At 38.4% G+C, this 22,224-nt stretch carries 26 protein-coding genes, 2 tRNA genes and 1 pseudogene; 12 read left to right on the forward strand and 17 right to left on the reverse strand.

Annotation, left to right across the window (positions count from 1 at the left end; all coding sequences use genetic code 11):
• Together C7H19_RS26935 and C7H19_RS21640 are read left to right on the forward strand one after the other, a co-directional pair.
• Positions 1 to 114: pseudogene (locus C7H19_RS26935) on the forward strand (photosystem II q(b) protein); the annotation flags it as partial.
• Positions 115 to 324: 210 nt separating this feature from the next.
• Positions 325 to 1,368, forward strand: coding sequence for a DMT family transporter (locus tag C7H19_RS21640; protein ID WP_106458999.1), 1,044 nt, complete (start codon positions 325 to 327; stop codon positions 1,366 to 1,368).
• A 124-nt stretch (positions 1,369 to 1,492) separates the two neighbouring features.
• Here the strand turns inward: C7H19_RS21640 and C7H19_RS21645 are convergent.
• Positions 1,493 to 1,577, reverse strand: a tRNA-Ser gene (locus tag C7H19_RS21645).
• A gap of 28 nt (positions 1,578 to 1,605) precedes the next feature.
• Positions 1,606 to 2,529, reverse strand: coding sequence for a TIGR04168 family protein (locus tag C7H19_RS21650; protein WP_106459000.1), 924 nt, complete (start codon positions 2,527 to 2,529; stop codon positions 1,606 to 1,608).
• Between the two features lie 184 nt (positions 2,530 to 2,713).
• On the opposite strand from C7H19_RS21650, the gene C7H19_RS21655 reads away from it, so the two are divergent.
• Both C7H19_RS21655 and C7H19_RS21660 read left to right on the forward strand, forming a co-directional pair.
• Entirely contained in the window at positions 2,714 to 5,236 is a 2,523-nt protein-coding gene (locus C7H19_RS21655; protein WP_106459001.1) for a sigma 54-interacting transcriptional regulator, read from the forward strand.
• Between the two features lie 87 nt (positions 5,237 to 5,323).
• Positions 5,324 to 5,578: a hypothetical protein gene (locus tag C7H19_RS21660; RefSeq protein ID WP_106459002.1), complete on the forward strand. Its 255-nt coding sequence runs from the start codon at positions 5,324 to 5,326 to the stop codon at positions 5,576 to 5,578.
• A 238-nt stretch (positions 5,579 to 5,816) separates the two neighbouring features.
• Here the strand turns inward: C7H19_RS21660 and C7H19_RS21665 are convergent, their stop codons facing one another.
• From C7H19_RS21665 to C7H19_RS21705, 9 genes are all read right to left on the reverse strand, one after another.
• Positions 5,817 to 6,191, reverse strand: coding sequence for a type II toxin-antitoxin system RelE family toxin (locus tag C7H19_RS21665; protein ID WP_106459003.1), 375 nt, complete (start codon positions 6,189 to 6,191; stop codon positions 5,817 to 5,819).
• Positions 6,184 to 6,432: a type II toxin-antitoxin system RelN family antitoxin gene (locus C7H19_RS21670; RefSeq protein ID WP_106459004.1), complete on the reverse strand. Its 249-nt coding sequence runs from the start codon at positions 6,430 to 6,432 to the stop codon at positions 6,184 to 6,186. The genes C7H19_RS21665 and C7H19_RS21670 overlap by 8 nt, the downstream gene beginning before the upstream one ends.
• Before the next feature lie 42 nt (positions 6,433 to 6,474).
• Positions 6,475 to 7,083, reverse strand: a complete 609-nt coding sequence (gene ureG / locus C7H19_RS21675) for an urease accessory protein UreG (RefSeq protein WP_106459005.1) — start codon at positions 7,081 to 7,083, stop codon at positions 6,475 to 6,477.
• 14 nt (positions 7,084 to 7,097) lie between these two features.
• Positions 7,098 to 8,201, reverse strand: a complete 1,104-nt coding sequence (dprA, locus tag C7H19_RS21680; RefSeq protein ID WP_106459006.1) for a DNA-processing protein DprA — start codon at positions 8,199 to 8,201, stop codon at positions 7,098 to 7,100.
• Positions 8,198 to 9,388 (reverse strand): LL-diaminopimelate aminotransferase, encoded by a 1,191-nt coding sequence (locus tag C7H19_RS21685; protein WP_106459007.1) that lies wholly within the window; start codon positions 9,386 to 9,388, stop codon positions 8,198 to 8,200. Before C7H19_RS21685 ends, dprA begins: the two co-directional genes overlap by 4 nt.
• Positions 9,388 to 9,714, reverse strand: a complete 327-nt coding sequence (locus C7H19_RS21690) for a thioredoxin family protein (RefSeq protein WP_106459035.1) — start codon at positions 9,712 to 9,714, stop codon at positions 9,388 to 9,390. The genes C7H19_RS21685 and C7H19_RS21690 overlap by 1 nt, the downstream gene beginning before the upstream one ends.
• A gap of 83 nt (positions 9,715 to 9,797) precedes the next feature.
• On the reverse strand, positions 9,798 to 10,571 hold the full coding sequence (locus tag C7H19_RS21695; protein WP_106459008.1) for a PspA/IM30 family protein: 774 nt from the start codon (positions 10,569 to 10,571) through the stop codon (positions 9,798 to 9,800).
• 193 nt (positions 10,572 to 10,764) lie between these two features.
• The gene (ftsZ, locus tag C7H19_RS21700) at positions 10,765 to 12,024 is read right to left on the reverse strand and encodes a cell division protein FtsZ (protein ID WP_106459009.1); all 1,260 of its coding nucleotides are present in this window, start codon (positions 12,022 to 12,024) and stop codon (positions 10,765 to 10,767) included.
• Positions 12,025 to 12,217: 193 nt separating this feature from the next.
• On the reverse strand, positions 12,218 to 13,033 hold the full coding sequence (locus tag C7H19_RS21705; protein WP_106459010.1) for a cell division protein FtsQ/DivIB: 816 nt from the start codon (positions 13,031 to 13,033) through the stop codon (positions 12,218 to 12,220).
• Positions 13,034 to 13,336: 303 nt separating this feature from the next.
• On the opposite strand from C7H19_RS21705, the gene ctpC reads away from it, so the two are divergent.
• Complete coding sequence (gene ctpC / locus C7H19_RS21710) at positions 13,337 to 14,635, forward strand: carboxyl-terminal processing protease CtpC (protein WP_106459011.1); 1,299 nt, start codon at positions 13,337 to 13,339, stop codon at positions 14,633 to 14,635.
• Between the two features lie 50 nt (positions 14,636 to 14,685).
• Here ctpC and C7H19_RS21715 read toward each other — a convergent pair whose 3' ends face one another.
• Entirely contained in the window at positions 14,686 to 14,868 is a 183-nt protein-coding gene (locus C7H19_RS21715; RefSeq protein ID WP_106459012.1) for a hypothetical protein, read from the reverse strand.
• Here C7H19_RS21715 and C7H19_RS21720 point away from each other — a divergent pair.
• Positions 14,867 to 15,241, forward strand: coding sequence for a hypothetical protein (locus tag C7H19_RS21720; protein WP_106459013.1), 375 nt, complete (start codon positions 14,867 to 14,869; stop codon positions 15,239 to 15,241). The two genes, C7H19_RS21715 and C7H19_RS21720, sit on opposite strands and share 2 nt — an antisense overlap.
• 116 nt (positions 15,242 to 15,357) lie before the next feature.
• Here C7H19_RS21720 and psb30 read toward each other — a convergent pair whose 3' ends face one another.
• Positions 15,358 to 15,477, reverse strand: a complete 120-nt coding sequence (psb30, locus tag C7H19_RS21725; RefSeq protein WP_106459014.1) for a photosystem II reaction center protein Ycf12/Psb30 — start codon at positions 15,475 to 15,477, stop codon at positions 15,358 to 15,360.
• 132 nt (positions 15,478 to 15,609) lie between these two features.
• Between psb30 and C7H19_RS21730 the strand changes: the two genes are divergently transcribed.
• The 4 genes from C7H19_RS21730 to C7H19_RS21745 all read left to right on the forward strand — a co-directional run bounded on the left by C7H19_RS21730 (position 15,610) and on the right by C7H19_RS21745 (position 17,488).
• Positions 15,610 to 15,960 (forward strand): YkgJ family cysteine cluster protein, encoded by a 351-nt coding sequence (locus tag C7H19_RS21730; protein ID WP_106459015.1) that lies wholly within the window; start codon positions 15,610 to 15,612, stop codon positions 15,958 to 15,960.
• 55 nt (positions 15,961 to 16,015) lie between these two features.
• Complete coding sequence (locus tag C7H19_RS21735) at positions 16,016 to 16,354, forward strand: TMEM165/GDT1 family protein (protein ID WP_106459016.1); 339 nt, start codon at positions 16,016 to 16,018, stop codon at positions 16,352 to 16,354.
• Between the two features lie 11 nt (positions 16,355 to 16,365).
• On the forward strand, positions 16,366 to 16,656 hold the full coding sequence (locus C7H19_RS21740) for a TMEM165/GDT1 family protein (protein WP_106459017.1): 291 nt from the start codon (positions 16,366 to 16,368) through the stop codon (positions 16,654 to 16,656).
• 142 nt (positions 16,657 to 16,798) lie between these two features.
• Positions 16,799 to 17,488: a PHP domain-containing protein gene (locus C7H19_RS21745; protein ID WP_106459018.1), complete on the forward strand. Its 690-nt coding sequence runs from the start codon at positions 16,799 to 16,801 to the stop codon at positions 17,486 to 17,488.
• On the opposite strand, the gene nagA is transcribed toward C7H19_RS21745, so the two are convergent.
• Positions 17,474 to 18,628, reverse strand: coding sequence for an N-acetylglucosamine-6-phosphate deacetylase (gene nagA, locus C7H19_RS21750; protein WP_106459019.1), 1,155 nt, complete (start codon positions 18,626 to 18,628; stop codon positions 17,474 to 17,476). The two genes, C7H19_RS21745 and nagA, sit on opposite strands and share 15 nt — an antisense overlap.
• Before the next feature lie 250 nt (positions 18,629 to 18,878).
• Here nagA and purE point away from each other — a divergent pair, with 250 nt between their 5' ends.
• The gene (purE, locus tag C7H19_RS21755; RefSeq protein ID WP_106459020.1) at positions 18,879 to 19,400 is read left to right on the forward strand and encodes a 5-(carboxyamino)imidazole ribonucleotide mutase; all 522 of its coding nucleotides are present in this window, start codon (positions 18,879 to 18,881) and stop codon (positions 19,398 to 19,400) included.
• Between the two features lie 22 nt (positions 19,401 to 19,422).
• Here the strand turns inward: purE and C7H19_RS21760 are convergent, their stop codons facing one another.
• The 3 genes from C7H19_RS21760 to C7H19_RS21770 form a co-directional block, all read right to left on the reverse strand.
• A complete protein-coding gene (locus tag C7H19_RS21760; RefSeq protein WP_106459021.1) occupies positions 19,423 to 20,514 on the reverse strand; it encodes an ABC transporter ATP-binding protein in 1,092 nt (363 codons plus the stop codon).
• Positions 20,515 to 20,532: 18 nt separating this feature from the next.
• Positions 20,533 to 21,624, reverse strand: a complete 1,092-nt coding sequence (locus C7H19_RS21765; RefSeq protein ID WP_106459022.1) for an ABC transporter substrate-binding protein — start codon at positions 21,622 to 21,624, stop codon at positions 20,533 to 20,535.
• A gap of 76 nt (positions 21,625 to 21,700) precedes the next feature.
• Positions 21,701 to 21,773 (reverse strand) — tRNA-His (locus C7H19_RS21770).
• A gap of 64 nt (positions 21,774 to 21,837) precedes the next feature.
• On the opposite strand from C7H19_RS21770, the gene C7H19_RS21775 reads away from it, so the two are divergent.
• Complete coding sequence (locus C7H19_RS21775) at positions 21,838 to 22,224, forward strand: DUF4359 domain-containing protein (protein ID WP_106459036.1); 387 nt, start codon at positions 21,838 to 21,840, stop codon at positions 22,222 to 22,224.

The following is a 22,224-nucleotide window of genomic DNA, read 5'->3' on the forward strand; positions in this document are numbered from 1 at the left end:
GTATTAAACCGCGCAGGTATCGGTATGGAAGTAATGCACGAGCGCAATGCTCACAACTTCCCCTTAGATTTAGCTTCGGCTGAACCTATGTCCGCTCCCGCAATCAATGGTTAATCTTTGAGATTCCAACAGAAGGCACTCCAGTAAATGGGGTGCTTTTTGTTTTTGGGGGGTTTTCTGTTAGCATCTGAATTTTAACTGAGAATTTTCTAAAAAATATCTTTGAAAATACCATAAAACATTTCAGCGAGAACTTAGAGGGTTATCATTCCTGCATCTTAGATTCAAGCCACAATAACAGTGTTAGAAGCTAAACGTTAAACAATGCTAACCAAAATTTCTCAATTTTTAAGTCATATTCCTAGTTTAGTTTATCTGTGGGTTGCTGTTCTGATTTTTGCTGCTTCTAATTCAGTGACGCGCAAGATTATCGAACTTGGGGAACATCATCTTGTTAATGGCAGAAATCCGATATCGTTGTGTAATGTGTTGTTTGTCGGGAATATTTGCGCTTTTCTGGTGATGATCTCGATCTTTTATTCAGAATGGAAACCTCGCAAACTCAAAAATCTGACTCGTGGTGATTGGATCAGTTTAACAATTATTGGGAGCTTATCGGGTGCGATCGCTCCTGCTCTCATTTTTACCGCTCTTGATCAAACGAATGTTACTAATGTAGTCTTAATTGGTCGCTTGGAACCGCCTCTAACACTAGCTTTGAGCGTTTGGCTATTGGGAGTGCGGGTTAATTTTTGGACGGTTGTCAGTTCCTTGATGACTCTAGTTGGTGTGCTAACAACGGCTTTTTTAGGAAGTTCTGGACAAGCGATCGCAACAATGGGCGGTTTACACTTAGGAAAAGGTGAGCTAGAGATCGCACTTGCTGCAATCATTTTATCGGTTGCAACTGTCATCAGTAAGTCGCGTTTAAAGTCGATTCCAATTGGAATTTTTAGTATTTATCGGACAGTTATCGGTACAGTGATCTTTTTCATTCTAGCTAACGCGCTCTACGGTTCACATCATTTTTCTGATGCTTTCTCTCCTTATCTTTGGGCGTGGATGTTCCTTTATGCTACTGTGATCGTCGTTGTTGGGCAACTCTGCTGGTTTGCGGGACTCAGAAATGCTACTTCAAAAGATACAACTTTAGCGAGTTCATTTAATCCAATTGCTGCGATCTTCATGGCTTATCTCATCTTAGGAGAAATGCCGAGTCCTGCTCAATATTTGGGAGGAAGTATCATTTTAGCTGGAATTTTCTTGAGTTTAATCGGGAATTTTACATACACTAAAAATAAAAATTTGTCAAGTAGATCAAGTTTAATAAATGCGATGGAAATGGCGATCGGTTTTCGGGGAATTTAGGGCGTTAACGGGTTTGTAGCCTGACTGAAACTAGAGTACCTGCGACTGCTGATGATGTGATCTGTCACCGCTTCAAAGGCAATCAAACATTGTCCATACACAAACCTTAAATCTTTTACTACAACGGAGAGGGAGAGATTCGAACTCTCGGAAGGTTTCCCTTCACTCGATTTCAAGTCGAGCGCATTAGACCACTCTGCCACCTCTCCAAAGATCCTTATCATAGCAAAAATTGGGCTAAACTGCTTCAATAAGATTTTCTTTTGTGGAGTAGATTAAATTTTCACTTACGATCTGGTACTCTGGATCGATCCAGACTAGACTCGCTTGCGTTACTTTCTTTTGTTCAAGAGTCACAAGAGAAAAATTACGCAGTTTTTGCCCATTTTGTTCTATGATACGCGGAACTAATGCAGCATTCAAGTAAATTGTGTTTTCTGGACTAATTTCGATCTGGGTTCTTAGTCGGGTTTGGGTATGTCTTAGACGATGGTGCATATGTCCAAAGGTAACTAGGGGAATGGTTTTACCCATTTGTCTTGAAAGTGCGATCGCCTCAGTAAAATCAGGATCACCGTGATCCCCTCCGATGGGTTGCCAATCTTTGCCACAAATATCTTCTGCAAGTTCACCGAGTCCAAAGGGGCCATTATGTCCTAAAAAAATCAGTGTATCAAACGCGGTTTTTTCCACTTGTTCCATGATTTTAGCGGTAGACTCAGTAAAATTATTTACCCCATAACGAGTCTGTAAAAATGTTTTATTTTTCCAATCTGAACCCCCCCAACTAAAGGGACGACTTCCTACAATCGATAATTGAAACTCAGGAAAATCTAACTTACCGTACCCGACATGAGCCTCACCCAGTAAATTTAATTGTTCTTGTACCCAGTCTTCTTTATCATGGTCGTAGGGCGATTGTTTACGTCCCCATGATGTAGCGCTATACCATGCGTCATGATTGCCCATTATAGCCGCTTTAGGCAGGTCACTAGACGCGATTCGACGGACTACACCCATAGATTCATTGCCAAAATCACCAACAAATAAAACTAAATCGACTCCTAAGTGTTTGAGGGTAAGATTATCTTGTTCTTCCCATTGCTCGTGGATATCTCCAACTACTGCAATTTTAATCTGATCCTTTGACTGAATGGTCATTCCGTAGATAAGTGAGGTGAAATATAACTTATGATTGTATCCTATCATTCCTCAAAGGCTGGTGTCAGGTTTAATAACTACTTGACTTGACTAAAAAAAATCGCCGCTAAAATAATTAAACCCAGTAAAGCTAAAGGTACCCAAAGATTAGATAATTTAATCATAAAAGGATTATTTTAAAAATATGTCTCCTCAAGATATTGTAACTTGGTTAAAAGAACGCACTAACTTAAATGTATTAAGTGATGATGTGCTAAATGCGATCGCTATTCAACTTGAAGATAAAACGATTCCTATTTACCAAGATTTGGCGGTAGAAAATATCGTTTCAGATGGAATTTATATTCTTCGTTCGGGATGTCTAGAAACTAATAGTAAACAGTTTCGTGCTTTGGGTTTAATTCCAAGTTCGGTGATTAATATAAAATCGGTATTACTCAATCAACCCTCATCAGAAACGATTACCAGTTTAAGTCAGTGTGAAGTGTGGTTTCTCAGTTCACAAAAATTACAAGAACTCGTAAAACAATACTCAGAAATTCCTCAACTATTTTCTATACAACTCGCTAAAGAACTCGAAGAAATTTCACAAAAACTCAGTTTTGAACAAGAACGACAAAACTTATTAAGATCTTATGTTGTTCCACGAGCTAAACGCGGTATTGTCGGCAAAAGTCGTTATGCAGAAAGATTGAGATCTGATATTAAACAAGCGTCTCGAAGTCATCAAAGTGTTTTAATTTTTGGTGAACCTGGACTCGAAAAAGATAATATGGCTGCTTTAATTCATTATGGATCTTCTTTTCGTCAACAGCCAATTATTAAAGTTAATTGTTCAACTCTCAAAACAAATGGTATAGAATTATTTGGTCAAGAAGGAGGGAAAATAGGTTTACTCGAAGCGTTAGGGGAAGGAACTTTAATTTTAAATAATATTCAAGAACTTCCTCAAGAATTAATTCTCTCTCTTGTTGAATTACTTAAAAATAATATTTATACACCCGTTAGTCGTTTCAATCAATCCTCTTTAGAAAAAACAAGTCTTGCTAGAATAATTATGATTTCTGAAAAGACTTTACCAGAAATAGATTCCCTTGTAAAGCATTTAATTAAAGTTCCTCCACTGCGAGTTAGAAAAGCGGATTTAGAAGACCAAGTAAAATATTATATTAATATACTTTGCCAAAGAAAAGGAGTAAAAAGACCAAAAGTTACACCCGAAGCAATTCGCAAATTACAAGCTTATGATTTTCCCAATAACTTAAGAGAATTAGAAAGTTTAGTCGAACGTTCTCTAATTCAATTAGGCGATAATAAAATAATTACAGAAGAAATTATCTGGCCATCTCAGAATAAGAAAAAACAATATCGAATTAATTTATTAAATACTTATCCAAGATTGCGTCAATTTTTGCGTAGTCCTTGGTGGACGGATTATATTAATTATCGCTTTACGTCTTTTGTTTTTGCTATTGTTGTTATTCTTCTATTTATTGGTCCACAAACAAGAGATCAAAACTTCGCTTTAAACTTATTTTGGGCGTGGTGGTGGCCATTAATATTAATAGGATTTCCTTTTTTAGGGCGTGTTTGGTGTTCGGTTTGTCCCTTTATGATTTATGGGGAAATTACACAAAAACTTTCTTTAATTCTCTTTCCTAGACAACTAAAAAAATGGCCTAGACAAAGTGCGGAAAAATGGGGAGGATGGTTTTTATATGGCTTATTTGCTTTAATTTTACTTTGGGAAGAACTCTGGAATTTAGAAAATACTGCTTATTTATCTTCTTGTTTATTATTACTAATTACGGCTGGTGCGATGATTTTTTCTACTATTTTTGAAAGACGTTTTTGGTGTCGCTATTTATGTCCAATTGGTGGGATGAATGGGATGTTTGCTAAACTTTCTATGACCGAATTAAGAGCGCAACAGGGAACTTGTTCGGCTGAATGTACGACCTATCAATGTTATAAAGGTGGTCCCCAAAAAGGGGAAGGAATGGAGACAGATGGCTGTCCTTTGTATTCCCATCCAGCACAATTAGAAAATAACCGAGATTGTGTTTTATGTATGACTTGTCTCAAAGCTTGTCCTCATCGTTCAGTAGAATTTAATTTACGTTTTCCGGGGATTGAATTGTGGACAACTCATGTAGCTAGAAGTTATGAAGTTGCACTACTGTTTTTATTATTAGGAGCAGTTTTTTTACATCATTTACCTAAAATTTTGTTTCAACTTCAGCTAAAATTAGATTTAGAGATATTTTGGATTCATGCAATAATATCAGTCTTTATTTTATTGATTCCTATCCTCTTACCTTGGTTTTCTCAAAGAATTATTAAACTATTTGCTCAAACTAAAAAAACTTGTAAATCTCTTTCTTTCCTTGAACTCGCTTACGGTTATTTACCTTTAGTATTAATGGCAAACCTCGCACATTATTTAAAATTATGGTTAGGTGAAGCAGGAAAAATTTTACCTGTCACATTTGCTACTTTTGGTTTACACGGTGAAAACTTACCTGTTTTAGTCGCTCATCCTGCGGTGATTTCTTTCTTACAAGGTTCAGTCCTAATTTTAGGTGCAATTACTTCTATTATTTTGACCCATAAAATAGCCAAACAATCTTTTAAATTATTAATTCCTCAGCATCTAACTATTATTATAATTACTCTTATGATTTGGCAAGTTGTTGTAGGATATTAAACGGTAGGGGTTTAGTCTCTAAACCCTTCTCAATGTACTAAAAGATTAGATAATATAGATATGACTTCTGTTTTTAGGTAAACTTTTATGCAAACCAATTCACAGCAAGAAAACAAGAGACAATATACTGATGAAGAAATCCGTCAAATACTCATGGAACAAGCAAAAAAAGATTTAAAATCAATTAATCCAGACACTCTAATCATCTTAAGTTTTCCTGAAGAAATTACAAAACCTAATGAAAACATCAGATTTGGTGATTTACCATTAGAAAATCAAGAAGGAATCCGTAAAGGTTTAGAATCTATTGCTAAAGGAGAGGTTAGTCGGTGGGAGATTTAAAAAAAGATGCCCTATGAAATATGGAGAGCTTTAAATGTTCAACAAAAGCTTCAGATTTTAGAAGAAACTAATCCAGAAGTCTTTAATAAAATTTTACAGAAGAGGATTTTTTTACAGGTGAACCTAATAAGCTTAAATCATTTTATATTAGTAATCTAATTATTGTCTATAATGTTTCCCATAGACTAAAAATTATTGAAATAGTAGATATTAGAGAATTATAAAGACTAATTAGTAATCATAGACTATTATTATCTTCACTATTGTAAAAATTGTTTAAAATGTTCAGAATCTCAGAAACATTAATATCTTCTTTTTCTGATTTGCTGTAAATTGTTAGTAATAAAACACTTGTTTCGGATTCAACCTGATAAATTAGACGATAACCTGCTCGTTTACCTTTTTGAATATTACTATTATTAACTCTTACTTTATAAACAAGATAGTCTGTCCCTAATTTTGGAATATGATCGCCTAAAAAATTTCCAGTTTGAATTTGTTGTATTATTGGTTCAATATCAGAGCGAATATTACGATATTTTTTTGATAAACGATATAAATTGTTTTCAAACTCATCAGCAAATCTAATAGAAATAGAATTTGATTCACTCATCTTCAATTCGCTCCCATAGTTCAGATAAAGGTCGGGTTTTTCCTTCTTTAGCTTCTTGTAAAGCTCTCCGCAAACTTGCTTTAATTTCTTCAATAGGAGTATCATCGGGAGCTATTTCTGATTCTTCTTCAGGAACTAAAATAATGACTTTAACCCGACTAAAAGTATGAATTTCTAATAAATTATCTAAGACTAATTGTCCTTTTTCGTCAACAATTCCCGTCATTTCAAAGGCTTTCATAACTTTTCCTCTGGTTGTTTGATATTTTTAATATTATAATTACTAATTATGCACTGAAACAAGATAACTTTGAATAAACTCTTGCACCGTTTCTAAACCTTCTTTAGTTTTCAGATTAGTAAAAACAAAGGGTTTTTCTCCGCGCATTTTTCTCGCATCTCGCTCCATCACCGATAAATCTGCTCCCACCATTGGGGCTAAATCTATTTTATTAATCACTAATAAATCCGATTTAGTAATTCCAGGTCCACCCTTACGAGGAATTTTATCACCTGCTGCAACATCAATCACATAAATAGTTAAATCGACTAATTCTGGACTAAAAGTAGCGGCTAAATTATCACCCCCACTTTCAAGGAACACTAAATCTAAATTATTAAATTTGTGTTCTAATTGGTCAATTGCGGCTAAATTAATTGACGCATCTTCACGGATAGCTGTATGAGGACATCCCCCAGTTTCTACCCCTAAAATTCGGTCTGGTGTTAATGCTTGGGAACGGACTAAAAATTGTGCGTCTTCTTGGGTATAAATATCATTAGTCACCACAGCAATTTGATATTTAGCCCGCAAAGATTTACACAATAAATCTAATAATGCTGTTTTTCCTGAACCAACTGGGCCTGCAATTCCAACTCTTAAAGTAGACATAGATATAAAAACAATTAACGATTGATTTGATACCGCATTCCGGGTAATTGAATGACTAATCCTAATAATTCTAGTTGTAGCAGAATTCCTGATACTTCTCCTGCATTTAATTGACTTTGTTGGACGATCATATCAAAAGATGTGGGTGTGGTTGCGATCGCATGGTACACTCTTTCGTATTCAGGTTCTAACTCTGGTGTCGTCACAGGAACGCTGTCAGTTGTTATCTGAGGAATAGCCCCCAACATCTCCAATAATTCCTCTTCTGTAATGATAACCTCTGCGCCTTGATGAACAAGCCTCAGACAACCTCTAGCAGAAGCAACATCAGGAGAATTGGGTAAAGTATAGATATCGCGTCCAAATTCATTTGCATAACGCGCTGTAATAAGTGATCCTGATTTTTCGGGGGCTTCTAAAACCAAGATTGCTCGACTTAAACCTGCAATAATACGATTACGCGCCGGAAAATTATTTTTATCAGGGTGCGTTTGTGCGGGATATTCACTCAAGACTAAGCCATTTTTCTGAATTTGCTCATACAGTTGACGATGATGATGGGGATAGACGATATCGACACCCGTTCCTAACACAGCTATTGTACGTCCACCCGCATTGATACAGCTTTGATGCGCTTCCCCGTCTATTCCGGAGGCCATTCCTGAAACGACTGTAAAACCCTGTTTAGCTAATGCGATACTAATTCTTTTCGCCCATCTTCGACCATGTTCTGTGGGGTGTCTTGTTCCAACAATACCCACCATCGGCGTTAGTCCCTGATTTTCTCTTAAATCTACCGTTCCTCGATAGTATAAAACAGGGGGAGGGCTAGGAATTTCGAGTAACAAACGGGGATAGTCGGGGTCTGCTGGTGTCCAAAATGTGGGGTTTTTCTGGATATGTTGTTCAAAAACTTCTTGCGGGTTGATTTTCTTCCGATTTTCTACAACAGTATCGATTAATTTCGGTCCAAATCCTTCTATTGCTCTTAATGCTATCTCAGAAGCCGTCCAAGCATCGCTGAGTGTATCGAAGTGTTGATAAACTCGTTTTAATAATACTGGCCCAATACCAGGAATTTTCGACCATGCTAACCAATAAGCGCGTTCTTTTGTCAATTCTGCTCCAGTTTAAGAAATGTTGCGATTCTTTCTATTGCTTTTTCTAGTACATCGGGTTCATGAACTAAGGCAAATCTAACATATCCTTCGCCAGATTTCCCAAATCCTGCACCAGGAGAAAGCGCGACACCTGTTTTTTGGATGAGTCGAGTACAAAATTCTACGGAACGTTTTTCCCAAGGATAAGGCAATTTTGCCCAAATATATAGGGTTGCTGATGGTGTCGGAACTTCCCAACCGATACGACGCAAGGCATTTACAAAAAAATCACGCCGTTTTTGATAGATGGCTATGGTTTGTTGTACGGAGTCTTGCGGTCCCTGTAATGCTGCGATCGCACCGCTTAAAATCCCTCTATACTGATTAAAATCGACGACAGCTTTAATACGTCGTAAGGCGCTAATGAGTTGAGCATTTCCCACCGCAAAACCAACTCGAAAACCTCCCATATTATAGGATTTCGAGAATGTATAAAATTCAATGGATACGTCTTTATTGGGATCTGCCTGTAGGATAGAAGGTGCAGGGGAATTAGAATCGAAAACGACATCAAAATAAGGGAAGTCGTGAACTAAAACTAACTGATGTTCTCGACAAAAACTTACGGCTTTTTCAAAAAAGGCTAAGGGTGCGATCGCTGTTGTTGGATTATGAGGATAGCTCAAAACCATCATTTTAGCTTGAGCGAGTACTGGTGCGGGAATGTCTTCTAAGATGGGTAGAAAGCCATTTTCAGCTAGTATGGGCATCGGATAAATTTGCCCTCCAGCCAAGACGACACCCCCCGCATGGGACGGATAACCAGGATCGAGGAGTAAAGCAAAGTCTCCAGGATTTAAAATGGCCAAAGGAAGATGAGCGGTTCCTTCTTGAGAACCAATCAAGGATAAAATTTCCGTTTCTGGCTTGACAAAAATACCAAAACGTGCATAAAACCATTGGGCGGCAGCCGTTCTAAATTCTTGTGTACCTTGATGTAAAAGATAGCCATGAGTCGTCGGATCGTGTAAGGCGTTTTGTATGGCTTCAATGACATGGGGTGAAGCAGTTAGATCCGATGATCCCAAGGAAAGATCGATAGTTTCAATTCCTGTTTGTTTAGCTAATGCTTTGGCGCGATCCATATCCGCAAAAACGTTACTACTCAGGGATTGAATGCGGTTAGCCAGTTGAAAAGTAGTCATTATTTTAAAAAGGTTTCGACTAAGCTTTGTAGTTGCTGTTTGCCGATCGCTCCTTCTCTAGATTCAATAATTTCTTTATCTTTAATTAGTCTGAGAGCCGGTACACCCTCTACCTTACATTTAGCCACAGATTCGGGGTTAGGATCCACTTCTAATTTAACCACCTTAAGGCGATCGCTATAAGTATCCGCGATCCAACTTACAGACGGCGATACTAACTTACAGGGGCCACACCAAGAAGCCCAAAAATAGACCAAAACTGGTTGTTCTGTGCGATAAACTTCTTGTTCAAATTCATTATCTGTAATTTCTAAAACCTTACTCACAATTTTTAGCTCCTCATCATTAATCATAACTAAAGGGACATCGAGTACAAAATATACCCTTTTGTCCCTAAAATGCGACTCATTTAAAGTCCATCAAGCTGTTTCCGTAAATCTTCTAACTCCGCATCAACAGCAGAGTCAGAGACTGGTGTTTTAGTTGGTGTAGTTGCAGAAGGTAAAGCGGCTTTTGGTTCAGGTGTACCACCCAGTGACGCTTTCAGCATAGCTAATTCATCCTCAACATCGCTACCTGATTCGAGTTGAGCGAATTGTTGTTCAATGCCAAAACCGCCTAATTCACCGAGAGCTTGAGATTTAGCCTCTTGTTGTAAGACTTTTTCTTCCATGCGCTCAAAAGCCGACATCGCGTTACCTGTATCGATCCCGCCAATGGTTTTTTGGAGTTCTTCGTTAGCTTTTGCCGCTTTAGAACGAGCCACCAACATATTTTTCTTGGTTTTCGCTTCCGAAATTTTGCTTTCTAAAGCAATGAGGTTTTTTCTGAGGGTATCTACGGTAACAGTTTGTCCATCAAGCTGTTGTTTGAGAACGGTTGCTGTCTCACCATAAGATTTCTTTCGTTTGAGGGCTTCTCTGGCGAGGCTTTCGTCACCTTTAGAAAGAGCTAATTTAGCCCGTTGTTCCCATTTAACCGATTCAGATTGTTCTTTTGTATATCTTTGTTCCGTTTGTCTTTGCTCGGCGATCGCTCGTGCGACGGCTTGGCGTAACTGTACGAGATCTTCCTGCATATCTAGTACAGCTTGTTCGAGGATCTTTTCTGGATCTTCGGCTTTACTAACCATGTCATTAAGATTGGCTCGAACAACTCGGTTTAGGCGATCAAATAATCCCATGACGCTTCTTATCCTTTTGTTAGAATCGACAAGTCAATTTATGGCTTTAGACTGGGGCGCATTAGCCTACTTTATTAAAATTTTAATAGAGATGCCCCATAACTCTATCTTTTCTAGTGTAATCTAAGCTGCGATGTCCGTCGCTATTGGGATTGTTTGATCAAGAAAAAGTGACCCTTGGAGTCATCTTAATTTATCTTCCTCTGGGAAACCGTCGCTGTTCAAGGAAAGGAGGTAACTTGGTCATTGAGCGATCGTTTTCTGGAGGTGCGGGAGCATTTTGAGTTGTCGTCGGCGGGGTTACGGTTTGATTAATATTGGGGGTAATTACACGATTCATTGACTCTGAGGAAAAACCCGTTGCAATGACTGTAATTCTGATTTCCCCTTGCATCCGCTCATCAATGACCGCACCAAAAATGATATTAGCATTGGGATCAACGACTTCATAGATGGTTTCAGCGGCCGCGTTTACTTCATGTAAGGTTAAATCGTTGCCACCCGTGATGTTTAAAACTACGCCTTTAGCACCTGCGATCGAAGATTCTAATAAAGGTGAAGAAATTGCGGCTGTCGCGCCTTCTTTCGCTCTAGATTTGCCCGAACTGATACCAATTCCCATCAATGCTGATCCCGCATCGGCCATTACTGCCCGTACATCGGCAAAATCGACATTTACCAGTCCTGGGATGGTAATAATATCCGATATCCCTTGTACCCCTTGTCTGAGTACATCATCGGCGATGCGGAAAGCTTCTTGTAATGGGGTTTCTTGGGGAATGACTGCTAATAGCTGATTGTTGGGAATAATAATTAGGGTATCGACACGACTTTGTAAACTGCCGACTCCTTCATCTGCTTGATTTGTTCGACGACGACCCTCAAAGGTAAAAGGACGAGTGACGACTCCGACGGTTAGACAGCCCATTTCTTTAGCAACTTCTGCTACGATGGGGGCGGCTCCCGTTCCTGTTCCACCACCCATTCCCGCCGTAATGAACACTAAATCTGTATTTTCTAGGGCGTGAGCGATTTCATCCCGTGATTCTTCGGCTGCTTTTTGTCCAATGGCTGGGTTTCCACCTGCACCTAGTCCTCGTGTGAGCTTTTGTCCGATTTGAAGACGTTGCGGGGCGGCTGAATTAGATAAGGCTTGAGCGTCGGTGTTGATCGCCCAAAATTCAATTCCTGTCAATCCACTATCAATCATTCGGTTGACGGCATTACATCCCCCACCGCCTACGCCAATGACTTTGATTTTGGCTACGTTAGACGGCACGATTTTATTACTCCTAGTTTCTTCTCTAGGTGGTCTGACGACATCATTCATATTGGGTATCTGTAACCCGGCATTGTTTAAAGTAAGATAATTATCAACGTTTGCAGACATTTTGCTCAGATCTGAGCTATCTGAACTAGGTCGGTTATGATTGGATTCATTATTTAGTGTCATTGTAAGTGGAACGGGTTTCTTTGCAATTCTATTACTATATGGTTCATTAAAGTTAATTTATTTACATTATCACTAATATTATGTTATGTCTAAAACTGATGCCATTATTTTATTTTTCAATGATCATCAGTTTGGATGATGATATTGATGGATTTTGGTATGTCTTTACTATCCAATTAAAAGTAATAAGCGGTTATTCTTTTTTAACTAGAGAATTAAGTGATTGACTCTTGGGTTGTTGTTTGAGTTGAACAACTGGAGAGTCGGGGTTACTTACATCAATATAGACAATTTGACTCTTGGGAATTTGTTCGGACAAATGACGCATTTTTCCTAAAATTGATAGTTTTTTGGCTAGTTGAGTTGTGTAATCTCCAAGGTGAACGTTTCCTAATTCAGTAACCAGTACAAGATTACTGTAATCTTGCCAATCAATAGCAAAGATTTGAAGGGGAAAATCGTGAATTAATGGATAAAGTTGGAGCCAGTAATTACGATAATTAGGATTATAACCAAGTACTTTGAGAGTAGGTGTTTTAAAGCCTTTTTGGTTTAAATTATAAAATTTTTGCGGTATGAAAACTCCTTCCTCATCAAGATAGCCCCATGCTCGGTTAGAAGAGGCAACCGCAATGGGTTGTCTTTCTTTAACTTCTATGACGATTTTTGGTGGAAATAGATGACGTGTGACAAGCGCTCTAGCAACGGGCGGTTTGTTTTCCAGTTGTTGGCTTAATTGATGGGTGGGAAGTCGCCAAAGGGACTGGGGATATGATAGTAATAAAAGCGATCGTAGCGTCTTTTGTGACATGAGTTGTAGCCCTTTGACTTCAACTTGACTATCTTTTTCAATCTTCCAAGTCGATAGGGTCATCATCCAACCTACACCACCAGCTAAACACATCAGAAAAAAAAAGCGCCAGATAGCTTGGCCTGTTTTGAGTCGTCGTTGACCCACTAGAGCAGACCGTTGATCTTTAAGAGAATCAGAAGATACAGAAATCGTCATGAACTAAACTAACAAGCCTCAAAATCTTGATGCAATCTTTGCTCTAGATGTTCCATCCTTTCTGAAAAATCGAGCCATGAGTTTATCGATCTCGTTTCAATTAGATTGATTTCGATGTTATAAATGTATTAACCGATTATTGATTTTTTCTCAACTGCTTCATCCGGCACGAGAGGCGCTTATTTAGACCCGAAGTTTATCAACTCAAAACCTATCAACCCAAAACCTTAAGGGCTGCAATAGTTGTGCGGTAGTGTTAACGTTGTTAAATATAGCAGTTTTTTATCAACATTCTCTAAGCCTATGGTCATGACAAAACGGGGTTTGGTTCTGGGTGCAACGGCAGTTGTATTAACGACTGTGGCTGTCACTGGGGCAGGAATGCGACTCTCTCAAAGTCAAGCTTTTTTTCAAGAAAGTCCCAAAGAGTTGATAGATGAAGTTTGGCAGATTATTGACCGAACCTATTTGGATGGAACTTATAATAAAAACGATTGGCGCTCAGTTCGTAGTGAATATCTAGATCGCTCCTATGCCGACGAAAAGGAAGCCTACAAAGCGATTCGAGAAATGTTAGAAAAGCTAGGTGATCCATATACTCGTTTTATGGACCCTTCGGAGTTTAAAAATATGCAAATCGATACCTCTGGCGAATTATCAGGGGTGGGGATTCAAATTACGAAAGATGAAAAAACTAAGCAACTGGTTGTCGTTTCTCCCATTGAAGATACACCAGCTTTTAAAGCGGGAATTTTAGCTCAAGATATTATTGTCAAAATTGATGGTAAATCGACTGAAGGAATGGAGCTAGAAGACGCGGTTAATATGATTCGCGGGAAAGTGGGTACTAAGGTCACGCTGACGATTCAACGAAAATCTCAAAACACTGACTACACGCTGACTCGCAGCAAAATTGAAATTCATCCCGTACGCTCTCACATCGAAACGTCTCCCGTCGGCAAGGTTGGCTATATTCGACTCAATCAATTTAGCGCCCAAGCTGGACAAGAAATGCGCGATACCATTACTAAGTTAGAATCTCAAGGCGTTCAAGGTTATATTTTAGATCTTCGTTCTAACCCCGGTGGACTTCTCTACTCTAGTGTGGAAATTGCTCGGATGTGGATTGATGATGGCGTAATTGTCTCAACGGTCGATCGCAAAGGGGTAGTCGAGCGACAACGGGCTAATAATCGCGCTTTAACAGATAAACCTTTAGTGGTTTTGGTCGATGGCGGTTCAGCTAGTGCCAGTGAAATTCTCTCAGGTGCTTTGCAGGATCATCATCGGGCTGAATTGGTCGGAACAAAAACCTTTGGTAAAGGTCTGGTACAATCAGTCCGTAGTCTTGGTGATGGTTCGGGTTTAGCTGTGACGATCGCTAAATATTTGACCCCCAATGGACGCGATATCAATAAGGAAGGTATTCCGCCTGATATCGAAGTAACTTTAACCGAAGATGATCGCAAAGCCTTACAACAAGATCGCAATAAGATTGGGACTTTTGCTGATCCCCAATTTGCTAAAGCGTTTGAGGTTCTTAAACCCGAAATTGCTAATTATCAAAAAAGTCCTGGAAATCAAGCCACTACTACCAAATAAAACAAGACCAAATAAAACAAGACAACTCAGGAGAGGATCACCTCTCCTTACTACTGAGGCTGACATTTGCCTGAGCGAATTAATCCAACTCGTCGGGCGATCGCGTCCTCGTGAGAGGGAAATGGCCCCCACCACTTTTCCTCAGTTGGTGTCTGTTCGGTCCCTAATTCCACAATTTGACAAGAGCCATTTTCTTTCTTGACAATATACCAAGTATGTGTATTATCACTCATGACTGAATCTGATCCTAACTTTGAACAAAAGGTTCAACGCCTTCATCAACTGACAGTTTGGAGTCGCTGGCTATTTGTGTTAGCTTGTTGGCTGATTCTAGCCCCTTTTGGTCTGTGGAACCTCCGCCCTGAGATAGAATTAATCAGAGAACACTTTACATGGACGGCGGTTCGTTTTGGACTCGCTTATCATCTATTTTCAGCCTTGAGCTTATCTTTTTGTGTTGGCATTACTGCCGCAGTTTTAGTCTGGCAAAGCCGCAATATTTTACAAGGTTTGCCCAGACACGAAAAACAACAACTTGAAAAACGGGTTGAAAAAATTCAAGCAATTGGCCCTCGTCATCCCCTATGGCGTTGGCTAAATCAGTAATCAGTCATCAGTCATCAGTGTTGAACCAGTTAATTGTCTCTAGTCCCGACTGAGAACTATTAACTTGTTTTTTCCTTACTGTTCACTGTTCACTGATTACTGATTACTGTTTACTGTTACAGATCGCCACCCCGTAAAAAAAGCAAAAAGACGACGGCAGGCCCAGCTAACATGATAAGAGCAACAAAAGTTAATTGAAAAATGGGTTCTAAATTTAAGGCTGCGAGTAACTCCATATTGTCTCCTGACGCTATCCCGATCATGGGTTATATATTAAAAAACCAATGTCTATCATACCGAAGAAGCTTCACTGCTTTTTCAGTAATGACATAAAAATCTATGAAGTTTTATTACAAAACTAAAAAATTATGGAAACTTGGCAATGTGTGAAACAATGTGGGGCTTGTTGTCATCTTGATCCAAGCGATCGCCCTGACTTAGAAGATTATCTGACTCCCGACGAACTACAACAATATTTAGCGATGGTGGGTGAGGATGGCTGGTGTATTAATTTTACAAAAGAAACTCGTCAATGTCAGATTTATGACTCACGCCCTCGTTTTTGTCGTGTCAAACCCGATACATTCGAGCAGATGTACCAAGTTAGCCCCAGTGATTTTAATGAGTTTGCTATTGACTGTTGTCGGCAGCAAATAGAAGGCGTTTATGGGGAAAAAAGCCCAGAAATGGAACGCTACAACCAAGCAATTCAATCTTAATGTCGTAAAATAAATGGCGTTAGGAAAAAAGTATAAAAATTAATTGACGCAAAACATGACTCAAACTCAAGAAACGAACTCAAGCACCATTACGCCAGTTAATCAAACTTCTAACAATTTTTGGGCGATTTTTAGTTCGACTTTTCTAACGATCTTTTTCGCGGAAATGGGAGATAAAACTCAGTTAGCAACTCTGTTAATGAGCGCTCAATCAAAATCTCCTTGGGTTGTGTTTGCGGGATCAGCGCTGGCATTAATTTCAACGAGTTTGTTAGGTGTTTTGATTGGTTATTGGATTCGCGGGCGTTTATCCCCTAAAACACTCGATTTAGGCGTTGCTCTTTTGCTTTTATTCATTACCGCTTTATTAGTCGGTGATATTATTTATTCCTAATTTTTTTACCTATGGATTGGCAATTATTTAGTTTGACTTTTATGACGGTTTTTTTGGCTGAATTAGGTGATAAAAGTCAATTAGCCGCGATCGCATTAGGAGGAAGTTCTAAATCTCCTCGTGCTGTTTTTTTGGGTTCAATTACCGCATTAATTTTAGCCAGTTTTCTCGGAGTCATTGCCGGCGGTGGCGTGGCTCAATTTTTACCCACTAAATTATTAAAAGCCTTTGCTGCTTTTGGTTTTGCTTTGTTAGCACTCAAAATTTTGTGGTCAAGTTTTTCTGAGCAAGCCGATACTTAATCGAGTATAAATACTTACTAAGTTTATGAGAGCAAATTAATGTGATAGCTGCTACACATTTTTTCACCAATATTGCTTAATATTTGTTATTGTGGATTGTAACAAACTGAAATATTTATTCAGCGATTAGCTAGGTTTTAACATGGTTTTATCTATTGTAAAGCCATCCGCTTTTGATGTTCAAGTTCTTAAAGAAGTTTGGGCAAATCTAAAAAAAGATAGTTGTCCTTATCATTACAACTTCCATATGCACACAAATTGTTCCGATGGTCAGCTATCCCCTGTTACCGTTATGGAACAAGCAGCACAAATTGGACTCAAGGGGCTGGCAATAACCGATCATCATTCGGTTAAAGGTTATCAAATTGCTCAAGCTTGGTTAGACGAAAAACGCTCATATAAGCCAGAACAAACTTTACCTCATCTTTGGACTGGTGTCGAAGTTACGTCAGATTTACTGGGTACAGAGGTTCATCTATTGGGTTATGGTTTTTTACCCGAACATCCCGCGATGTCTCCCTATCTGCAAGGCGATCGCCCTTCTTCTAGTGACGCATTAGCCGTAAATGTGATTCGAGCTTTCCATCAAGCAGGTGGTTTGGCGGTTTTAGCTCATCCCTCTCGCTATCAACGAGCAGCCGAAAAGTTAATCCCAGATGCCGCAAAATTGGGCATTGATGGGGTAGAGGCTTATTATGCTTATGGAAATCCTAAACCTTGGATACCCAGTGTCAAAGAAACGGAAATAGCTTTAGAAATTAGCCAAATTCATCAGTTATATAACACCTGCGGCACAGATACACACGGAAAAAGTCTGTTACAACGTATTTAGGTTGATTCGTTCCCAATTTAATTGTTTACTTGCTTCGTTCTTGTGCCATCGTAACAAATTGGCCGTCTGTCCGATTTCAATTCCTTTTAAGTTGATCGCTTTTCTCGGAGATTCGGTAGCCATTGCGATCGCTACTCCTAAATCACAGATCCCCCATTTGACTAAATTTTCTACACCTTTGAATAAGGGTAAAGTAGTTCCGGCTAGAGTTCCATTGATTAATCTAGCTGTACCCTCTTTTACTTCTATTTGACGACTATCCCAAGGATAAAACCCATCTTCTAAACCCATTGGGGCTAAAGCATCACTCACTAAGAAAATTCCTTTTTCATAATGACTCGCCCGCAAAAGAAGATCGATCATCGTTGGCGCAACATGACGACCATCGGCAATCAATCCACAGTATACTTTTTCATTGACGATCGCCTCGGCTAGTAAACCAGGTTTGCGATGGTGTAGCGGTGGCATGGCATTAAAGGCATGAGTCACCATTGATGCCCCTTTTTCAAAGGCTTTTCTTGCTTGTTCGGCACTGGCATCAGAATGACCTAAACTAATGGTAATTGAGTGGGAATCAAGATACTGAATAACTTCTCCTTCTAGGTCTAATTCAGGTGCTAAAGTGACAATTTTGACGAGATGTGTATATTTTTCTAGAATGTCTTCTACGGCTTCTAAACTGGGGCGGAGTAAATATTCTGCGGCGTGTGCGCCCCGCTTTTCTACGTTTAAAAATGGCCCCTCTAAATGAACTCCTAATATTTGGGCTTTCTGTGTTGATGTTTGCGGATGTTTTTTAATATATTCATCGATTATTTTTAGCGATCGCTGTATATTTTCAACTGATGTTGTTACCAATGTCGGTAAAAATCCATCTATTCCTTGCGTCCATAAGAATTTACAAATATCTTCTAAGACAAAGTTATCCGCTTCTGTGAGTTCGGGAAACGCTTTCCCTAATGCTCCATTGATCTGTAAATCGACTCCCCCTAAAGAAATCCAGTCCCCTTCAACATCGATGATTTCCCCAATATGCTCAAAAGATGTTTCTTTAATTTTTTCGATGATTCCATGTGGATTTATATAAATTTGTTTGAGGTTTTTAAAACCAGGAATTCGAGCGTTTATTAGTGTTATCATAAATACAACAGTAGCCGTAATTTAATTCATGATTTTTTTATTTTAATGCAGAAACGCGACGCACTTTTTTTCGATAAGGGCTTGACAAAACCTGTTTTTTTTGCAAAAATATTTTCATAATGGAAATATTAATACTTATAAATATAGGCAAAGATTTCCATTATGAAAAATTTTTTCTTATAAAATAAGAATACCACGAAAAACCCTAATATACTAATAAATTTTTTTTTCTTAATAAAAAAATAACAAAATGAAGCAAGAGCCAAAAATTGGAATAATTATGGGTAGTGATTCAGATTTACCCACAATGAAAGAAGCGATCGCCGTTTGCGAGGAATTTGGCATAGTATCAGAAGTAGGAATTGTTTCAGCCCATCGCACCCCAGAAAGAATGTTTGAGTATGCGAGAAACGCTCATAAAAGAGGATTAAAAGTGATTATTGCAGGTGCAGGAGGGGCGGCGCATTTACCTGGTATGGTGGCATCATTAACCCCATTACCAGTGATTGGAGTACCTGTAACAACCAAACAATTAAGCGGCGTAGATTCGCTTTATTCTATTGTACAAATGCCGGGGGGAATACCTGTAGCAACAGTAGCGATCGGGAATGCGAAAAATGCAGGATTATTAGCAATACGGATTTTAGCGGCAAATGATCCCCTATTGTTAGAAAAGGTGATTGAGTATCAACAAAGTTTAAATCAAATGGTTTTAGATAAACAGGATAAATTAGAAGCAATGGGATATAAAACCTATTTAGAACAAATGTAAAAGGTTAGTTAGGTAATGTGTATTAATCTTGGATGATGCGGATACTTTCAGGAATAATTTTTACTTTAACCGATTGTTTGGGTTTGTAATTATTCTCATTGTGATTAGATAAATTCTGTTGACGTATTGTAATCAAATTTTGTTCACTTAGACGCACTAAATATCGCGTATCTGTTCCCAAATAAACCGCTTCTTCTATTACTCCAGAATAGCCCTGTATATCGGACGTAGCGAGGTATAAAACCGCTTTTTCGGGACGAATGACAAGAGTAACAAACTCACCAACAGGTAAAGGATTTTTGCTAATAATATTAAATAGTAACATTTCATCGACTAAAACAATGCCTCGATCGCCTATTTGTTCAATAACTCGCCCCATTAATAAGTTACTTTCTCCAATAAAATCAGCAACAAAACGACTTTGCGGTTCTTCATATATTTCTCTAGAGGTTCCCACTTGTAAGAGTTTTCCTTGATACATTACCCCAATGCGATCGGACATGGTAAGAGCTTCTTCTTGATCGTGGGTAACATAGATAAAAGTAATGCCCAATTTTTGCTGCATATGCTTTAATTCTAGCTGCATTTCTTTGCGTAGTTTTAGGTCTAATGCTCCTAGAGGTTCATCTAATAGTAAAACTTTAGGTTTTTTCACTAAAGCACGTGCGAGGGCGACACGCTGCTGTTGTCCCCCAGAAAGTTGACGAGGATAGCGATTTTCTAAACCCTCTAGTTGTACCATCAAAAGAGCATTACTGACCCGTGTCCGAATTTCCGAACGAGAAATCTTTTCCATTTCCAAACCAAAAGCAATATTATCAGCAACGTTAAGATGAGGAAATAAAGCGTAACTTTGAAAAACGGTATTAACAGGGCGATGAAAAGGGGGACGTTGTTTCATCGGTTCACCTTGAATATAAACCTCACCAGATGTTGGTAATTCAAACCCTGCAATCATTCTTAATGTTGTTGTTTTGCCGCAACCAGAGGGACCCAAAAGCGAAAAAAACTCGCCTTCAGTTATACTAAGATTGAGGTTTTTTACAGCGACAAAATCCTTATTTTGAGAACTTTTAAAAGATTTAGAAATATTAACGAGTTCAACAGCATACATTTCTTTATTGTCCTAATCTTATTTCCCTACACCCAGTTTTGCTTCTGTCCACGCTTCATCATAAAGACGTGTTGCTTCACCGACATCATTAATAAAGATTAATTTTTTGTAGACTTCTGGCGGGGGATAAATCGCAGGGTTATTGAGTTCGCTTTTGTTAATTAATCCTTTTTCAATTGAAACTTTATTCGGTGTCCCATATTTAATATAGTTGGAGGTTTTTGCACTAATTTCTGGAGCTAACAAAAAGTTGATAAATTGTTCGGCTAAGTCGGGATGAGGCGCACCTTTAGGAATAGCAAAGTTATCTACCCAGATAATTGTACCTTCTTTTGGGATCACATAACGTAAATCGGGGTTTTCTTCCATGACTTGAAAAATATCACCGCTCCATTCTACAGCAATATCAACTTGTCCTTGATCGAGTAAAACTTGTCCTGTATCTGGTGCGAAAGCGGCAATATTATCTTTATTTTTAATAATAAAATCTTTAGCTTTATTAATTTCTTCGGGATTTGTTGTATTAGGATCGTAGCCTAAATAAATGAGAATTCCACCCATCATCATTCGCATTTCTTCCGTAAAAGCCACTTTCCCTTTATATTTAGGATTAAAGATCTCTTGCCAACTTTCTAACTCTTTTCCTGTTTTTTTGAGGTTATAACCTAGACCCAACGTTCCCCATTGATAGGGTAAGCTATATTTGTTGTCTGGATCGAAAGGAGGATTAAGAAATTTTTGATCAATATTTTTTAGATTAGGAATTTTGTCATGATTGAGGGGTTCTAAAATTCCTTCTTTTCCCATAATCGTCACTAAATAATCAGTGGGAAAAATCAGATCATAACCAGGGTTTCCCGCTTTCATTTTGGCATATAGATCATCAGGAGACTCAAAGGTGTCATACTGAACTTTAGTTTTATATTTTTGTTCAAATTCAGTAATTACCGCAGGCTCAATATAAGTTGAATAATTGTAAACGCTCAACACATTAGCTGAGGTGGTTTGATCTGGTTGTTGAGTTGAGTTAGGGTTGTTTGCCATACAACCAAAGGGAAGAATAACACCAATGAGGAAAATAAACAGAAGCGATCGCAAACGTTTTTTCATTGTTGCTTTATGTAAAGATAAAAAAATATTTTAGATCAATCTTAGATCTAAAAAAATTTTCTTATCTTAGATTCAGGGCGAATGAAGGGACTTGAACCCTCGAATGGTGGTACCACAAACCACTGCCTTAACCACTTGGCTACACTCGCCATTACTCAAATGATCATAACATAGAGTATGGGAGTTAATGCAACCAAATTAAATAAAAGTGTGATGAAATTTTCTCACCTACTCAGTACTTGTACAGGAATCACTTTAACAAGTTTTGGGGTAGTGATGGTTATGACGAACCCTGGACAAGTTGCTTATGAGCAATATGCAGCAGGACGGTTAACAACGTATCTAAAAGAGGATCTTTGTCTACAAATCAAAGAAAATGGGGAATTGAAGGGCGTTTTACGGACTCAGTGCAAAAACTTAGTTGATACAGGACGACCTCAACTAGAACAAGTGATAACATTGGCGACAAAACGCCAAAACTTTGTCTTGTTTAGTATTTATCAAACAGAATTGGAACTGCCTTCCCCTGTTCCGAGCTATCAATTTGATACGATCGCCATTCTACAAAATTTTTACACCTATCAAGCAATGGAGATGTAA

Source organism: Aphanothece hegewaldii CCALA 016 (assembly GCF_003007785.1).
GTDB classification, from domain to species: domain Bacteria; phylum Cyanobacteriota; class Cyanobacteriia; order Cyanobacteriales; family Microcystaceae; genus Chroococcus; species Chroococcus hegewaldii.